Origin of the sequence: Streptomyces sp. yr375 (assembly GCF_900110755.1) — a bacterium.
Classification (GTDB): Bacteria; Actinomycetota; Actinomycetes; order Streptomycetales; family Streptomycetaceae; genus Streptomyces.
This window is the reverse complement of record NZ_FOFF01000027.1, coordinates 24,743-38,965: the sequence shown is the minus strand read 5'-3', so window position 1 is coordinate 38,965 and position 14,223 is coordinate 24,743. Positions and strand designations below refer to the sequence as shown.

At 72.2% G+C, this 14,223-nt stretch carries 10 protein-coding genes; 7 read left to right on the top strand and 3 right to left on the bottom strand.

Annotated features, from left to right (window positions below):
* Positions 1-204 precede the first annotated feature (204 nt).
* A complete protein-coding gene (locus tag BMZ82_RS24660; protein WP_093779380.1) occupies positions 205-2,331 on the top strand; it encodes an FUSC family protein in 2,127 nt (708 codons plus the stop codon).
* A 72-nt stretch (positions 2,332-2,403) separates the two neighbouring features.
* Here the strand turns inward: BMZ82_RS24660 and gap are convergent, their stop codons facing one another.
* Positions 2,404-3,402 carry a type I glyceraldehyde-3-phosphate dehydrogenase gene (gap, locus tag BMZ82_RS24655; RefSeq protein WP_093779378.1) on the bottom strand — a complete coding sequence of 333 codons (999 nt, stop codon included), beginning with the start codon at positions 3,400-3,402 and terminating at the stop codon, positions 2,404-2,406.
* Between the two features lie 121 nt (positions 3,403-3,523).
* Positions 3,524-4,480, bottom strand: a complete 957-nt coding sequence (locus BMZ82_RS24650; RefSeq protein ID WP_093779459.1) for a GlxA family transcriptional regulator — start codon at positions 4,478-4,480, stop codon at positions 3,524-3,526.
* Between the two features lie 198 nt (positions 4,481-4,678).
* Between BMZ82_RS24650 and BMZ82_RS24645 the strand changes: the two genes are divergently transcribed.
* The 4 genes from BMZ82_RS24645 (at position 4,679) to BMZ82_RS24630 (ending at position 8,192) form a co-directional block, all read left to right on the top strand.
* Positions 4,679-5,602: an SGNH/GDSL hydrolase family protein gene (locus tag BMZ82_RS24645; RefSeq protein ID WP_093779376.1), complete on the top strand. Its 924-nt coding sequence runs from the start codon at positions 4,679-4,681 to the stop codon at positions 5,600-5,602.
* A gap of 103 nt (positions 5,603-5,705) precedes the next feature.
* A complete protein-coding gene (locus tag BMZ82_RS24640; RefSeq protein WP_093779374.1) occupies positions 5,706-6,155 on the top strand; it encodes a hypothetical protein in 450 nt (149 codons plus the stop codon).
* Between the two features lie 83 nt (positions 6,156-6,238).
* Complete coding sequence (locus BMZ82_RS24635) at positions 6,239-6,928, top strand: DUF6882 domain-containing protein (RefSeq protein ID WP_093779372.1); 690 nt, start codon at positions 6,239-6,241, stop codon at positions 6,926-6,928.
* A gap of 73 nt (positions 6,929-7,001) precedes the next feature.
* A complete protein-coding gene (locus tag BMZ82_RS24630) occupies positions 7,002-8,192 on the top strand; it encodes an MFS transporter (protein WP_093779370.1) in 1,191 nt (396 codons plus the stop codon).
* A 277-nt stretch (positions 8,193-8,469) separates the two neighbouring features.
* Here BMZ82_RS24630 and BMZ82_RS24625 read toward each other — a convergent pair whose 3' ends face one another.
* Positions 8,470-11,886 carry a S8 family serine peptidase gene (locus tag BMZ82_RS24625; RefSeq protein WP_093779368.1) on the bottom strand — a complete coding sequence of 1,139 codons (3,417 nt, stop codon included), beginning with the start codon at positions 11,884-11,886 and terminating at the stop codon, positions 8,470-8,472.
* Between the two features lie 200 nt (positions 11,887-12,086).
* Between BMZ82_RS24625 and BMZ82_RS24620 the strand changes: the two genes are divergently transcribed.
* Positions 12,087-12,728 (top strand): DUF2975 domain-containing protein, encoded by a 642-nt coding sequence (locus tag BMZ82_RS24620; RefSeq protein ID WP_093779366.1) that lies wholly within the window; start codon positions 12,087-12,089, stop codon positions 12,726-12,728.
* A gap of 350 nt (positions 12,729-13,078) precedes the next feature.
* The gene (locus BMZ82_RS24615; protein WP_218159046.1) at positions 13,079-14,131 is read left to right on the top strand and encodes a methyltransferase domain-containing protein; all 1,053 of its coding nucleotides are present in this window, start codon (positions 13,079-13,081) and stop codon (positions 14,129-14,131) included.
* Positions 14,132-14,223: the final 92 nt, after the last annotated feature.

Here is a 14,223-nt window from a genome sequence, read left to right as displayed (position 1 = left end):
CGACATCATCGTATTGTCCCCTATGGGTTCGGTGCGGGTGACCAAGGGACCACGAGAGCACCGGTTCTGCACGGACTCGACACCCCACCACGGCCGTTCCGCGTCACCCCACCGGGACGCGCCCTGCCTGCGGGATCACCGGACCCGCGCGACACTGAAGCTGCGGACGGGACGACCCTCAGGGTGGTGCGGAGAGGAGCGCTGATGGTGAAGCGGCCGTCCCTCGCCGAGTCCGTCGGGGCGGGTCGGCGTGCGGCACGGGTCACGGTCGCCGCGGCGGCCGGGTTCTATCCGGCGGCGTACCTTCTCGACCAGCCGGAGACCGCGCTGTACGCCCTGTTCGCGCCGATCGCGCTCGGCGTGCTCTCGCCGGTGCCGGGATCCGGGCGTCGGCGCGCTCTAACCGTGCTGCCGGCCCTGCCGGTCGCCGCCGCGCTCACCGTCCTCGGCACCGCCCTCGCCGTGCGGACCTGGTCGGCCGTGGCGGGCATGCTGCTGGTCGCGTTCGTGCTGACCTTCGGCGCGGTGTGCGGCCCGCGGCCGGCCGGCACGGCTCCCGGGCTGCAGTTGTTCTACATCCTCGCCTGCTTCCCGCCCTTCGCCCCGGAGACCCTGCCCCAGCGGTTGACCGGGGTCGCCGTCGGCGTGGCGTTGCTCGTGGTGTGTGAGCTGGTGCTGTTCCCGGACCGGCCGGATCCGTCGTACCGCGACCGGATCGCCGACACCCTCGACCTCGCGGCCCGGGCCGCCGGCTCCCTGATCCGTGGCGGGCGGGGCCCGGAGCCCCGGCTCGCCGGGCGGCTGCGGGCGGCGGGCCGGGGCCTGCGTTTCTCGCACCAGCCGACCGGTGCCCGCCCGACCGGCGCGGGCCGGACGGACCGGGCGCTGGCCCAGGCGGGTTCCGCGACCCGGCGGCTGGTGGACCAACTGGCCGCCCTCACCGAGATGCCTCCCGCGCCCGCCGACCTGGCCTCGCAGACCCTGCTGCACGGGACCGCCGCGGCCTGCGCCGAGACGGCCGGCTCGCTGCGCCGCACGCGCCCCGCCGCCGGGCCCGAGCTGCTCGAGGAGATGATCGCCCAGTTCCTGGCCACGCGCGAGGCCGCCTCGACCGGGCGCACGCCCGCGTCGCACCAGGTGCTGCTGCGGCAGTCGACGGTGCTGACGGTCGCGGTCTCGGCCGTGACCGTGCGCACGGCCGTCGCTCTGGCGTTCGGCGGCCGTCGGCCGGTGCACGGCCTGCCCCGGGAACAGTTCTGGTACGCCCGGACCCCGACGGTCGGTCTTTTCGCCGTCCGCCTCGCCGGAAACCTCACGCGGCGCTCCGTCGTCTTCCAGAACGCGCTGCGCACCGCGCTCGGTCTCGCCCTCGCCCGTCTGGTGGCGGGCTCGCTCGACCTGTCGCACGGCTTCTGGGTGCTGCTGACGGTGCTGACCCTGGGGCGTACCACGGCGGGCGCCACCTGGTCCGCCGTCCGCGCGGCCGTCGTGGGCACGCTGGCCGGTGCGCTCGCCGCCGGACTGCTCATCATCGGGGCGGGTCAGGCCACCGAGGTGTACGCGTACCTGCTCGTGCCGGTGATGCTGCTCGCCTTCACGGTGGGCCCGCTGGAAGGACCGGCCTGGGCGCAGGGTCTGTTCACGCTGGTCGTGTCCATGGCGTTCGCGCAGATCGCTCCCGTGACGTGGCGGCTCGCGGAGACGCGGGTCGTCGACGTGCTGACGGGGAGCGCGGTGGGGCTGCTGTGCGGGGTTCTCGCCTGGCCGTCCGGGGCCCGCGCCGAGACGCGGCGCAGTATGACGGCCCTGCTCAGCGCGGCGGCGCCGGTGGTGCGGGCGACGACCACAGCCGCGACCGGCCCCCCGACCGGCACCGGCCCCGCGCGCCGCGCGGACACCGTCGACCAGGTGCTCCGGCTGACCCGGCACCGGCTCCGGATGGCGGAGGACGCGTACGCGCAGTACCGCACGGAGCCCTCCGGCCCCGCACCCGAGTCCGAGCCCGACTACCTGGCCGCGCTCAACTTCGGCGCCCGCGTCCTGGTCGGCGGCTACTGGCTGCCCCGGACGACCCAGGCGCACGATCTGCCTCCCGACGCCCTGCGCTGGGTCCGGGACGCCACCGAGGAAGTGGAGACGGCCGCCGCCCGGGCGGCCGACTTCCCACCCGGCGGCATCCGTCTGCGGCTCACTCCGCCGCCCTCCCCCACGCCCCGGTCCCCACCCCAGGTCCCGGCGCTCCTGGCCGACCTGGAGGTGTGGCTCACCGCGCTCGCGACGGACCTCGGAACCAGCACCGGCCACCGGACGACGCGGCCGCCCCCGTCCTGAGACCGAAGTCCTGAAGCCTGAGACCGGAGGGCCCGCGTCAGGCGGCCCCAGGTCCGGGGGGCCTGCGTCCGGTCAGCGAGCGGCGAGGAGTTCGAGCGTGTCGATCACCCGGTGCGAGAAGCCCCACTCGTTGTCGTACCAGGCGACGACCTTGACGTGGCGGCCGTCGACGCGGGTGAGGGCCGAGTCGAAGATCGACGAGGCCGGATTGCCGGTGATGTCGGACGACACGAGCGCGTCCTCCGAGTACTCGAGGACGCCGGCGAGCGGCCCCTCGGCGGCGGTGCGGTACGCCGCCAGGATCTCGTCGCGCGTCACCTCGCGGGCGACCGTCGTGTTCAGCTCGACGATCGAGCCCACCGGCACGGGCACCCGGATCGAGTCGCCGGACAGCTTGCCGTCGAGGTTCGGCAGCACCAGGCCGATCGCCTTCGCTGCGCCCGTCGTGGTCGGCACGATGTTGACCCCGGCGGCGCGGGCGCGGCGCGGGTCGCGGTGCGGTCCGTCCTGGAGGTTCTGCTCCTGGGTGTAGGCGTGCACGGTCGTCATGAAGCCGTGCTCGATGCCGGCGAGGTCGTCGAGGACCGCGGCCAGCGGGGCGAGCGCGTTGGTCGTGCAGGAGGCGTTCGAGACGATCGTGTGCAGCTCGGGGTCGTAGGCGTCGGTGTTGACGCCGTAGGCGAGGGTGACGTCGGCGCCGTCGGAGGGCGCGCTGACGAGGACCTTGCGCGCGCCCGCGTCGAGGTGGGCGCGGGCCGCCTTGGCCGAGGTGAAGCGGCCGGTGGCCTCCAGCACGATGTCGACGTCGAGCGCGGCCCACGGCAGTTGCGCCGGTTCGCGCTCGGCGAGCACCTCGATGCGGCGGCCGTCGACGACGAGGGTGGTGCCGTCGACGGTGACCGGGCGGCCCAGTCGGCCGGCCGTCGAGTCGAAGGCGAGCAGCCGCGCGAGGGTCGCGGGCTCCGTGAGGTCGTTGACGGCGACGATCTCGAGGTCGCTGTCGCGCTCGAGGAGCGCGCGCAGCACGTTGCGTCCGATGCGGCCGAATCCGTTGATGGCGATGCGAGTCATGAGTGGTGTCCCTTCGGTTCGCCACCAGCCTCGCGCGCGCCGCGCGCCCGCGGCCGGGGCGTGCGCGCCAGGGTTCGCAAGGATCTCGCCAGGCAGGACGCGCTCCCCGTCACGCGCCCCGTCACTCGCCCCGGGTGAAGGTGCGCCGGTACTCGCTCGGGGTGGTGCCGAGGATCTGCTGGAAGTGCGCCCGCAGATTCGCGCCGGTGCCGAGTCCGACGTCGTTGGCGATCTGCTCGACGCCGCGCTCGGAGCGTTCCAGCAGCTCACGGGCCATGTCGATGCGGGCGCGCATGACCCACTGCATCGGCGTGTACCCGGTGTCGTCGACGAAGCGCCGCGAGAAGGTGCGCTCCGAGACCGCCGCGTGCCGGGCCAGTATCTCCAGGGTGAGGGGTTCGTCGAGGCGGTGCAGTGCCCATTCACGGGTGGCGGCGAACCGTTCGCCCAGCGGCTCCGGCACGCTGCGCGGCACGTACTGGGCCTGGCCGCCGCTGCGGTAGGGGGCCGCGACCAGACGCCGGGCCGCGTGGTTGGAGGCGGCCACCCCGAGGTCGCGGCGCAGGATGTGCAGGCACAGGTCGAGGCCGGAGGCCGCGCCGGCCGAGGTCAGCACACTGCCCTCGTCGACGAACAGGACGTTCTCGTCGACCTGCACGAGCGGGTGTTTCGCCGCCAGCGCCCGGGTGTAGTGCCAGTGCGTGGTGGCCCGCCGGCCGTCGAGCAGACCCGTGGCGGCGAGCGCGAAGGCCCCCGTCGAGATGGCGGCCAGCCGGGCGCCCCGGGCGTGGGCGGCGAGCAGCGCGTCGACGACGGCCCGCGGCGGGTCGTCGCGGTCGGGGAGCCGGTAGCCGGGCAGGAAGACGACGTCGGCCCACTCGAGCGCCTCCAGACCGTGGGCCACGTGGTACGACAGTCCGTCGCCGCCGGTCACCAGTCCGGGCGCCGCGCCGCACATCCGCACCTCGTACGGCATGCTCGCGCGGGTCGTGAACACCTGTGCGGGGATGCCGACGTCGAGCGGCTTCGCACCTTCGAGGACGAGGACGGCGACACGTTGGAGACGGGAGGACGGCACCCGCACAGGGTACGGCCCCACGCACCGCCGAACCCGTCCCGCACCGCCATATCCGTCCCGCGCGGGCGGCCCGGTGCCCGGTCCGGGGCGACGACGGCGTCGAGGGCGTCGAACTGTGCCCTCCCGGCTCTGGCCCTGGGCCCAACGGGGCGATATACAAGCCGAGTTGAACGGCTTGGGCTTCCAGGGAGGAACGCGATGCAGCGCGACGTACGCACACGGACACCGGTGGTCGGGCGTCGCCGAAAGGGCGTCACTTTCCTTGCGGTGTTGGGAGGTTGTGCGCTGGTCGCCGCATCCGCGGTGCCCGTGGCGGCGGGCGACTTGGGTAATCCGGGCAACGGAAAGCGGTACGTGGCGCTCGGCGACTCCTACACCTCCGGCCCCTTCATCCCCCGGCAAGTGGACGCCAACTGCGCGCGCTCCGACCACAATTACCCGTCCATCGTGTCCGAGCGGCTGTGGACGAGCGTGTTCAAGGACGTCAGTTGCGCCGGGGCGACGACCGACAACATGTGGAAACCGCAGGGCACCAACGGCCCGCAGCTCGACGCGTTGAGCCGCGACACCAGCCTCGTGACCGTCCAGATCGGCGGCAACGACATCGGCTTCAGCTCTGTCATCGGCACCTGCGTCCAACTGGCCCCGCAGGACCCGACCGGCAATCCGTGCCAGCGTCACTACGGCGCGTCGGGCGTCGACGGGCTCACGCTCGAGATCGTCAGAACCGCGCCCAAGGTCGCCCGGGTGCTCCAGGCCGTGCACGACAGGGCCCCGTACGCCCGGGTCCTCGTCGTCGGCTACCCGGACCTCCTGCCCGACGACGGCAGCGGCTGTGCGCCCTCGGTGCCGTTCGCGACGCGGGACTTCCCCTACCTCCGGGACACCGGCAAGCGCCTCAACCTGATGCTGCGTCTGGTGGCCCGCCGGAACCACGCCGAGTACGTCGACACCTACGGTCCGAGCATCGGCCACGACATGTGCAAGCCCCCGGCCGACCGCTGGATCGAACCGTTGCAGCCCGCCTCGCCGGCCGCCCCCGCGCACCCCAACGCCAAGGGCGAGGCGGCGATGGCGCGAGTGGTGGTGAAACGCCTGGCACTCGGATGGCACAGTCGCTGACCCCTCCCCCGCCTCTGCAACCGGCGGGGCATATCGCGTGTCTTCCTCGGCAAAGGGATGATTCACACCGACCGTCCCGACTCGTTCCAACGGGGGAACACACATGAGCCTCGCTCGCCTTCGGACCCGCGGCGTCACGGCCGCCGTCCTCATCGCTCTGGCCGCGACCACGCTCGCAGCCGCCGACGCGGGGGCCGCCGACAGGGCCGCCGCAGCGCCGCAGACACGTCAGATCGCTTCCTCTGTGCTCGGCACCGACTACAAGGTCACCCTGACCGCGCTGCGTTCGGCCGACGACGAGTACGCCGCGTCGGTGCGCCTTCAGGTCTACACGCAGGCCAACGGCGCCTGGAAGGAGTCGGACCGCGTGACCGTGGGCGACGTCGACGGCTGGTTCTGGTACCCGCTCACGGGCAAGGGCGCGGTGTGCCAGTTCTCGACCGCCGGTACAGAGCCCGCGCCGATCGCGGTGAGCCTGCTGCTCACACCGTCCCTGGGCTGCTCCGAGCCGACGCACCTCGTCCTGCGGCAGGGCAGGGTGTACGCCGCCTGAGCGGACGCGGGGAGGGGCGGGGCCCGCCCGACAGTCGGGCCCCTCCCCGACGCCTGTTCGATGCCGCCCCATAAGGTCGGGGCATGGCAAGTGAATTCAGCGAAGCGTTCCTCCTCGAGGCCGAACGGCATGCCGCCTGGGGCGCGGCGCAGCTCGACGCCCTGGCGGCGTTCCTGCCCGAGGGACCGTGGACCGCGGACCTGCCCTCCTGCACCTACCGCCAGGGGGACCTGGACCTGCGCGTGGCCGTGCTCGGCACCTACGACGCGGAGGAGCGGTCGTGGATGTGGGGCTGGGCGAACCCGGGCCTGCGGGGCACCGAGGCGGTCGCCCTGACCGGCGCGGTCGAGCGGTACGGGCGGGCGCAGGGCATCGGCGAACTCACCGATGAGGTCGTGCCGCTGTCCGGCTTCGACGACCCGCGCCGGGCGGCGGAGATGCTCGCCTTCACAGGCATGGGGGTGACCGGGGCGCCCGGCTACATCGGCGTCCCGGCGGGAGGGGCCACGCTGGTCTACTTCCTGCCGGACGACGCCCGGGTGCCGCGTACGGCCCTGGATCTGGTCGAGCTGCCCCGGACGCTGCTCACCGGGGCCGGGCTGATCGGCTACTCGCCCCGGCAGGTCGTCCGCGGCTACTTCGACCACCACGGCGTGGCCCGGCGCGACGAAGCCGACCGCATCGTCGCCGAACCGACCGGCGGCCAGACGGTCGAGGTCACCTTCGACGCCGTCGGCCGGATCGCGGGCATCGAGGCCAAGATCCTCCCCTGAGCCCTCCCGGCCCGACTCGCCGCCGGCGCGTGGAGGGTTACGGGGGCCGCGCGCCGGGGTTACGGTCGCCGGCATGAATCGTGAGCGTCGAGGGTGGCTGCCCTGTCTGCTCGGTGGCGCCGTGTTCGCCGTGTGCATGGTCGGCACCACGCTCCCGACCCCCTTGTACGGCCTCTACCAGGAGAAGTTCGGCTTCTCCGAGCTGACGGTCACGGTCGTGTACGCGGTGTACGCCTTCGGGGTCATCGGCGTGCTGCTGCTGGCGGGCAACGCCTCGGACACCGTGGGCAGACGTCCGGTGCTGCTGTGGGGTCTGGGGTGCGCGGCGGCGAGCGCCGTCGCCTTCCTGTGCGCGACCGGGCTGGGCTGGCTGTACGCGGGGCGGCTGCTGTCGGGGCTGTCGGCCGGTCTGTTCACCGGTGCCGCCACGGCGTACGTGATGGACCTCGCGCCGTCCGGCGGCGCTTCCCGGGCCACGTTCGTGGCGACGGCCGCCAACATGGGCGGGCTGGGCTGCGGACCGCTGCTCGCCGGGCTGCTCGCGCAGTACGCCCCCTGGCCGCTGTACCTGCCGTTCGCCGTGCACCTCGGCCTCGTCGCCTGCTCGGCCGCGGTCGTGGTGTGGCTCCCGGAGACCGTGCGCGACCGGCGGCCGCTGAGCGCCGTACGACCGCAGCGGCCCGGTCTGCCGGCGCGGGTGCGGGCGGTGTTCGGGCCGGCGGCGATCGCGTCGTTCGTGGGGTTCGCGCTGTTCGGGGTGTTCACCTCGGTCAGCCCCGCGTTCCTCGCGCAGTCCCTCGACGTGGACAACCACGCGGTGAGCGGTCTGGTCGTCGCGCTGGCCTTCTTCGCCTCCACCGGCGGGCAGTTGGCCGTGGGCCGGGTCGGGGTCGGACGATCGCTGCCGCTGGGCTGCGGCGCGCTGCTGGCCGGGCTCGCGCTGCTCGCGGGCGCGCTGCGCTGGGATCTGCTGCCGCTGGTGGTGCTGAGCGCGCTCGTCGGCGGGGCCGGGCAGGGGCTGACGTTCCGTGGGGCGCTGTCCGCGGTGGCCGCGGCGTCCCCTGCCGACAAGCGGGCGGCGGTGATCTCGACGCTGTTCGTGGTGGCCTACGCGGGCATCTCGGTGCCGGTGATCGGGGTGGGCGTGCTGGTCGGTCCGCTCGGACTGGAGGGTGCGGGGCTGGTGTTCATCGCCTGTATGGCCGTCCTCGTGTCGATCGCCGCCGCCTACCTGCTCCGGCGGCCGGTGCCGGCGAGCACCTGATCCCGCGTGGGCGCGGCGTACGCACGCTTGGCCGCACCCGTACGGGTGGGGTCGGTCCGTCGGCGAAGCGACAAAGACCCGACCGGCGTTGTGCAGAGCCCGTCCATCATCACCGGAAAGGTTCTTCCATGCGACGTACCGCCCTCCTCACCGTCTGTGCCCTGGTCAGCGCCGCGGCAATGGGTTTCTTCACCACCAGCGCCTTTCGCAGCCGCTGAGTCAGGGGCCGGGGCGGCCTTGCGGCTGCCCCGGCCACTCGGCCGTCCCGGTCGGAGGTTTACGAGGTGGTGAGGTAGGCCCTCTGGATCGTCTGGACCAGGGTGTTGCCGGCCCGGTCGGTCAGTGCGGCGCGCAGGGAGACGGAGCCCGCCTTCGCCGGGTGCCGCAGTGCCAGGTGCGTGCCGCCGACGGCCTTGGCGGGCTGCCAGGTGGCGCCGTCGTCGTACGACACCTGGAAGGCGAGCTTCGCGGGCCGCTGCCCGGCCGCCGCGCCCTTGATCGTGAACGGCACGTCGAAGGTCCGGCCCGCCTTCGCCGTGGAGGCGAGGGTCAGGTGCGGGGAGAAGGTGACCGTCGACAGCGGCAGCGCGGCGAAGCCGTCTTCGGGGGTGCTGGGGGTGGTGGCCGAGTGGAAGGTCCACTCCGCCTGGACTCGGGTGCTGACGGCGTAGACGGCGGGGTCGCGGGAGCTGTCCACGGTCAGCTTGTACGCGGCGTTCCCGGCGGGGACGGTGTACTCGGTGAGGCCTTCGGTCGGCGGGGTCTCGTAGTCGTCGGTGATCTCCTTGCCGTCCGCCGTGAGCGTGGTCTTCACCGAGGTGGAGTCGGCCTCGCCCCAGTGCCCGGCGCCGTCGCCGAACAGCGGCACGTACGCCCTGACGGTGTTCCCGCGCCGGCTGACACCCGGAAAGCCCCTGTCCGGCCCGAGCTCGCCGGGGCCGTTCAGGACGGGGCCGAACACGCCGACGTTGAACCGCTCCTGGTAGGTGTGGCCGGCCTTCCAGATCCTGGGCATCCGCATCAGGAAGTTCTCGAAGACCGAGTCGTGGCCCTCGCCGGAGACCGACCACATGCGGGCCGACCACTGCACGCCGTTGTCGAGGATGTACTCGGTGGTGCGCAGCGGCAGGTCGCCGCGCATGTCGGTGAAGCTGCGCACCAGTTCGCCGTCGGGTCCGTGCGGGGTCACCTCGACCTGGACGCGCCGGCCGTCGACCGGTTCGCCCGCCTGGAGGTCGACCTCGGCGAGCTGCTTCCGCCGCACCGCGGCGGTGAAGCCGTCCAGGTCGCCGGACCGGTTCCAGGCCAGGTGGTAGTTGACCGGCCGGCCCGCCGTGTCCTGGCGGGTCCAGGTGCCGGCGTACAGGGAGTACAGCCCGTCGACGGGCTCGCCGGAGCCGAGCCGCCCGACGCGGGTGCCCTGGAAGGTCGGCAGCAGGTACTGGAGGAAGCCGTCGTTCAGCCCCTCGCCGCGCTCGAAGCCGATCGCGATGGACGCGTCGGTGGCCTCGGCCGCCGGGTCCGGCACGGTGATGTCGACCGGCTTCGCCCGCCGGGCGTCGACGGTGACGGTCCTGTCCCCGTCCAGCCGCAGCCTGGGCTCGACCAGCACGGCATGCTTGCCGGACTCGATGCTCGGGTGGATCACGCCGCTGAGGATGTAGTCGCCCTTGGGCAGCCGGACCGTCACCTCGCCGTCCTGCTCGTCGGCGTAGTCCGCGTAGAAGTCGCCGACGAAGCCCGCGACGGAGGTGACGGCGTCGCCGGTCGGCGCGCCGTTCTCGTCGAGGTGCTTCAGCGTCAGGCTGTACGACTCCACCTCGCGCGCCACGCCGACGGCGGTCCGCACCTGGACCTTGCCGTCGGCGGAGACGGCGGCCACCGACCCGCCGAAGGTGCCGTCGGCCGTGCCGGCGCGGGTGTCGGCCGTGACCTCGGCGCTCGCCGTGCCGCCCGCCGGGACGGTGATCCGCTGCGGGGAGACGGTGAACATGCCCTCGGCGGCGGGCTTGCCGTCCACCGCGTAGGCGTCGGTGGAGAGGTCGAGGGTGACCGGCTGCGTGCCGAGGTTCCGGTAGGTGAGCTGCTTGGTGACCGGCTTGTCGTCGTCGTGCGGCCACGACTGCTCGCCGAAGCCGATCGGCTGCTGCTCGCCGACGACGCTCTGGTCCAGCGCCCGCACCAGGTCGGTGCGGCCGGTGCCCTGCTGGAACGAGCTGTACGCGCCCGGTTTCGCGGAGGCGGTGAGGACGGACTTGATGCGCTCGCCGGTCCAGTCGGGGTGTTGCTGGGCGAGGAGGGCGGCGGCGCCCGCGACGTGCGGGGTCGCCATGGACGTACCGTCGAGGGTGAGGTAGCCGGGGGTGTCGGAGGGGAACGCGCCCGCCAGGACGCTGCCGGCCGCCGCGGCGGCCGTGATGGCGACGCCGGGCGCGGTCAGGTCGGGCTTGACGCCGCTGTCCCCGACGCGCGGGCCGCGGCTGGAGAAGTCGGCGAGCTTGTCGGACTTGTCGACCGCGCCGACGGTGAGTGCGGCGTCGGCGCTGCCGGGCGAGCCGACGGTCTTCTCGCCGTACTCGCCCTCGTTGCCGGCCGCGATGACGAACAGGGCGTCGGACTCGGCGGAGAGCCGGTTGACCGTCTCCTCCAGCGGGTCGACACCGGGCGTGTCCGTGCCGCCGAGGCTGAGGTTGACGACGTCGGCGCCCTGCGCCACCGCCCATTCCATGCCCGCGATGATCCCGGAGTCGTAGCCGCCGCCGTTGTCGTCGAGGACCTTGCCGTTCAGGATCTTCGCGCCCGGGGCGACGCCCTTGTACTTGCCGTCGGACTTGGCGCCCGTCCCGGCGGTGATCGACGCCACGTGCGTGCCGTGGCCGAACTTGTCGCCGGTGCTGCCGGAGTCGGCGAAGTCCTGCGCCTCGATCACCTGCCCGGTCAGGTCGGGGTGGGAGGTGTCGACTCCGGTGTCCAGTACGGCGATCTTGGTGCCGGTGCCGTCGTAGCCGGCGGCCCAGGCCGTGGGCGCGCCGATCTGGGGCACGCTCTTGTCGAGGCTCGCCTTGCGCCGGCCGTCCAGCCAGACCTTCTCCACGGCCGTGGAGCCGGTGAACTCCGTACCGCCGCCGCCCGCGCTGTCGGTCACGGCGTTCCAGAAGTCGGCGGCCCGCTTCTTGACGGGGCGTATCGCCTTGCCGTTGACGACGGGCAGCGACCGGCCCATCCTGGCCCCCGCCCCGGTGAACGGGGTCATCGAGGGGGCCTTCTTGCCCTTGAAGGTGACGATCAGCGGTACGTCGGTGCGGGTCGCGTCGTCGTAGCCGTCCGCCGCGAGCTGGGTCACGTCGAACAGCCGGACGTCCAGTTTGCCCTGCGCGATCAGCAACTGCGCGTCGGCGGGCACCACTTGGGTGTGGTCGCCGACCGTCCGGACCGAGAACGTGCCCCGCTCCCGGCCCTTCGCCCGCTCGACGCCGGCCACCTTTCCGGCACGGTCCAGCAGGACGCGGTCGCCGGTCACCAGCGTCACCGTCTTCACGGCGGCGGCCGTACGGGAGTTGCCGCCGGCCGCGTCGCCGGGCGGCGCGGCCTGGGCACTCCCGCCCGGGAGCCCGGCCAGCACCAGGGCCACGACAGCCACTCCGGCCGCTCCTGCCGCCGTGGCTCCATGTCTGCGTCTTGCGCGTAACTCCATCTGACTGAACTCCTGGGAATCGAAAGGGAATACGGGTGCCGACGAGTGCACGGTCACGGTCGTTCACGGTGTTACCGCCATGTGATCGGACCTGGCCCAATAGGCAACGAATCGATAACGCCGGAGGGTGGGCAGCTCGGGCGAACGCGCACAGCGACCGCCGGGAGGACATCCGGACGGCCGGCGAGGCCTTGGAGCCCATGGCCGGTGCGGTCACCGCGCTCTGCGCACTGTTCACGGTGCTGCTGACGCTGAAGGCGTTCGCGGCGGTCGGGATCGGCGGTGCCTTCGGGTGGCGCGACGGTTCGGTCTGCGCCTCCGGCCCGCACACGCACGGGGGCGCCGAGGACTGGTTCAGCCAGGCCATGGAGCCCAGGCCCGGTGTCGAGGTCTCCCTCACGCCGGAGTGCTGCGACGGCTCCCCGAGCGGCGGCGCGCGCCTGCTGAGCACGCTCACCGAACTGCCGTCCTCCGCCCTCTACATCGGCGCGCTGTTCCTGCTGTCCTGGCTGATCCGCGCGGCCCGCCAGAACGGCCCGTACACCTTCCGCACCGCCGGTCGCCTGCGCATCCTCGGCTGGTACCTGGCCGTCGGCAGCGTCGTGTGCCACGTCGCCGAGAGCGTCGCGGGCGCGGCTCTGCTGAACTCCCTGCGGGCGGCGGGCCACAGGCCGCTGCTCTACGACGTCACCCACGGCATGCCGTACTTCGTCATCCTCACCGGCGTCGGACTGCTCTCCCTGGCCCGGATCATGCGGGTCGGCACGGAGATGCGCGAAGTCCTCGGCTGCCCGCCCGGCGACCTCCTCACCCACCGCCGACAGGGTCCGGAGCAGGAGTAGGGCTTGGCCGTGGTCCGGAGGGCTTCGCGGCCGAGATGTCCGAGTCTGAAGACGAAGTTGCAGGAACACTAATTCCAGGTGCGGGAATCCGAAGACGTGCTTGTGACGTTGTTCCGTCGGCGGACTCGGCCCTCCCGTTGCGGCTTGAGATTCAGCCCCATAAAGCGGCCCAGACTCCATAACCCGAATACTCCGGCGGCCATCCCCTGTTGCTGTCGCTCATCATGTCCGCATCGATAGGCGTCAAGGGCAGTACTCTTGACGGCCCCATTGGGCTCCTGGCATGGTGCAGTGCGGGTTGCCGCGAACTGCTCGCTGTACAGTGGACAGTCTGCGATGACACCCATCGAATGACCGGATTGGAAAATATAATGCAGTCGGATGCATTGGCAGAGGTGGATTTCTATCTGCCGTCCATGACTCTCAGCGAATATCTGCGCGATGTGGTGCCGGCCCATCCGCTTTTAGGTTCGGCGCTGGACTTCGCCCGCCCCGGGGCCGAAAAGGCGCTGAGATTACTCACAACGACGACTACTGAATTCGACTCCGACGACACGGGGCGGGGCGACTCCTACCGCCGGGCTCAGCGCGACTCGTCCGTCCGCTGGAGGGGTGTGCGGCAACTCCTCGAACTGGCCGCCGAGTCGACCCCGGAGCGACCGTGCACCGTCCTCGACGTTCTCGGCGGCGACGGGACCATCGCCCGCGCTGTCCACGAACACGCCGCTGACCTGCATGATCGCTTCGGCATCCTGACGGGGGACCTCTCCGGGGAGATGGTCGCGCAGGCACTGGCCCAGGGACTGCCCGCCGTCCGACAGGCAGCGGACCACCTCTTCCTCGGAGACCGCACGGTGGACGCGGTACTGCTCGCCTACGGCACCCACCACATAGCGCCGGACGACAGACTCAGCGCGGTTACCGAGGCGCTGCGCGTGGTGCGCCCCGGAGGCAGGGTCGTCCTGCACGACTTCGACGAATCCAGCCCGATGGCGGACTTCTTCACACGCATCGTCCACCCCTACACAACGGCAGGCCACGACTATCCGCACTTCTCCCGCACGCTGCTGAACGAACTCTTCGAAGAAGCCGGAGCACCGGCCGACGTGGTCGACTTCTACGACCCGCTGATCGTCCACGGCGAAACAGAAGAGGACGCCCGGCGGCGTATGTGCGACTACGTGGCCGACATGTATGGAGTCGGATCATTTTTCGACACATTGGGTGGCACCGATGCCTGCTGGCACGTTCTGGAGCAGCACTTCGGGCATGAGAGATACCTGGCGAGCCTCCCCGACAGGGTCGATTTCACGCCAGGGCCAGTGGTCTATCGCTCTCATGACACCTACGTTGCCGAGGTCCCCCGGGCCGCGATCGTCGCAATTGCACAGAAAGCGGCCTGAGGGTCCATGACTGGTCCTTTCCGACGGGGCCTCATCCGCAGATCCGCAGGACCACGCAGCGCGGGTACAGGCGCCTGAAGCCGCTGCGGGCG

What these genes read in the sequence shown, in the direction of transcription:
- BMZ82_RS24645 (WP_093779376.1), top strand. Translation starts at nt 4,679, where the DNA reads ATGCAGCGCGACGTACGCACACGGACACCGGTGGTCGGGCGTCGCCGA.
- BMZ82_RS24640 (WP_093779374.1), top strand. Translation starts at nt 5,706, where the DNA reads ATGAGCCTCGCTCGCCTTCGGACCCGCGGCGTCACGGCCGCCGTCCTC.
- BMZ82_RS24630 (WP_093779370.1), top strand. Translation starts at nt 7,002, where the DNA reads ATGAATCGTGAGCGTCGAGGGTGGCTGCCCTGTCTGCTCGGTGGCGCC.
- BMZ82_RS24620 (WP_093779366.1), top strand. Translation starts at nt 12,087, where the DNA reads ATGGCCGGTGCGGTCACCGCGCTCTGCGCACTGTTCACGGTGCTGCTG.
- BMZ82_RS24660 (WP_093779380.1), top strand. Translation starts at nt 205, where the DNA reads ATGGTGAAGCGGCCGTCCCTCGCCGAGTCCGTCGGGGCGGGTCGGCGT.
- BMZ82_RS24625 (WP_093779368.1), bottom strand. Translation starts at nt 11,886, where the DNA reads ATGGAGTTACGCGCAAGACGCAGACATGGAGCCACGGCGGCAGGAGCG.
- BMZ82_RS24615 (WP_218159046.1), top strand. Translation starts at nt 13,079, where the DNA reads ATGACCGGATTGGAAAATATAATGCAGTCGGATGCATTGGCAGAGGTG.
- BMZ82_RS24635 (WP_093779372.1), top strand. Translation starts at nt 6,239, where the DNA reads ATGGCAAGTGAATTCAGCGAAGCGTTCCTCCTCGAGGCCGAACGGCAT.
- gap (WP_093779378.1), bottom strand. Translation starts at nt 3,402, where the DNA reads ATGACTCGCATCGCCATCAACGGATTCGGCCGCATCGGACGCAACGTG.